Here is a 1706-nt window from a genome sequence, read left to right on the forward strand (position 1 = left end):
AGTGGTCCGTTCCGTAAGTCCTTCGGGGGTTATGTGGCGAGGGCCGGTGCGGCAGGCTGGTGGTCGCAGCCGGAGGGCTGTTGGGGGTTCTGCTCTTTCTGTTCGTGTCGCTCGATCCGGGCCATGAGGTCCTCGAGGTCGGCTGGGGTGAACTTCCATCTGAACGGCCGGGCGGTCGCGTTGTAGCGCTGCTCGAAGGCGGTGAGTCGGTCTTCGACCTGGTCAAGGCTGGTGAAATCGTTGGGTGTGAGGACCTTGCGCTGAACGATCGAGAAGTAGATCTCGATTTGGTTGACCCACGAGGCGTGGACCGGTGTGTGGACCATGACCGCGTTCGGGAACCGCTTCGTGAGGCGGTCGACCGCGGCCTGGCCGCGGTGGGAGGAGCCGTTGTCGACGACCCAGAACACCCGTTTCGCGGAGGCATACGGCTCTTGGGTCATGACCTGTTCGACCAGGGTCATGAACGGGATGATGCCGGTTTTGGGCGAGTAGTGGCCGAAGACGCGGGCCTGGTGGACGTCGTAGGCGGCCAGGTAGGCCAGCGCGCCGCCGCGCCGGTATTCGTGGTTGACCCGCATCGTGCGGGCGGCGCCGGGTGCCAAGGTGGGGTGGCAGCGGCAGCGGGCTTGGATGCTGGTCTTCTCGTCGCTGGAGATGACGTACTCGTCCGGGCCGAGCGGAATGCCTTGGTAGGTGTGGGCGTAGAGGTCGAGCACCCGGGTGGCCTTGGCGGCGAAGTCCGGGTCACGGATGAAGATCCAGGACTGGTGCTGCCAGGGTTTGAGCGTGTCGGCGGCCAGGATCCGGCGGATCGTGGCCGCGGAGATCGCCGCCGTGATGCCCCGGCTGACGGCTTCGGCGGCCAGGTCGGGACAGCTCCACGTCGACAGCGGCGTACCGGTTTCGGCCGGTAGCTGGCAGGCGAGGGCTTTGACCTCGGCTACCTGTGCCGGGGTGAACCGGGGTGGCCGCCCGGACCGGCGCCGGTCGGTCAGCCCTGGCAGGCCCTGCTCGGCGTACCGGCCACGCCACAGGCGCACGGTGTCGACGTGCACGCCGTGGCGCACGGCGATCCTGGCGTTGGAGTAGCCGTGCGCGGCGTCGCGGACGATCCGTGCCCGGATGACCTGCTGGTAGCCGGCGGAATGGGAGTACGCCAGGGCTTTGAGCCGGTGCCGTTCGGTGGCGGTCAGCGTGATCGGGCGGGCGCGACAGACGGGCACGGGCTCGCCTTCTGATCGATGATCCTGATGACTGGATCGTCGATCATGACGACCCGCCGGGCAGCGCAGAGCAGGACGCACCGGCCGGCGGGCAGGATGTGACCCATGCCCGTCATTCCCGAGTCCACCAAGATCTCCCTGGCGCAGCGGCTGCGTGAGCACGCCAAGGCAAAGTGGCCGCAGCTGACCGCGGTACACGTGCGCTATCACGGCCAGTTCGCCTACATCACCGGTGAACTCAACGACGGTGAACACCTGCCGCTGATGCGGTTCCGATACGGCGGGTCCGCGCATCGCTGGGGCACCGCCATCTACGTGGCCAGCACCAACAGCTACGACAACCAGATCTGGTTCACCGGCAGTCCCGAAGAGGCTTTCGACTTCGTCTGCGACATCCACGTCGGCCCGATCGCACCCTGACCACGACTGCACCCAAACCCCGGCCAGTCAACCCCCGAAGAACTTACGGCGCGGACCACT

Annotated in this window: 2 protein-coding genes; one reads left to right on the forward strand and one right to left on the reverse strand. The window is 67.1% G+C overall.

What is annotated here, in order from left to right; translation table 11 throughout:
* Window positions 1-29: 29 nt before the first annotated feature.
* Window positions 30-1226 (reverse strand): IS630 family transposase, encoded by a 1197-nt coding sequence (locus tag V6U90_RS33265; protein WP_334445120.1) that lies wholly within the window; start codon window positions 1224-1226, stop codon window positions 30-32.
* Between the two features lie 105 nt (window positions 1227-1331).
* Here V6U90_RS33265 and V6U90_RS33270 point away from each other — a divergent pair, with 105 nt between their 5' ends.
* On the forward strand, window positions 1332-1646 hold the full coding sequence (locus V6U90_RS33270; protein WP_334445122.1) for a hypothetical protein: 315 nt from the start codon (window positions 1332-1334) through the stop codon (window positions 1644-1646).
* Window positions 1647-1706: the final 60 nt, after the last annotated feature.

This window comes from Micromonospora sp. CPCC 206060 (assembly GCF_036906895.1).
In the GTDB taxonomy this organism is placed as follows: Bacteria; Actinomycetota; Actinomycetes; order Mycobacteriales; family Micromonosporaceae; genus Micromonospora.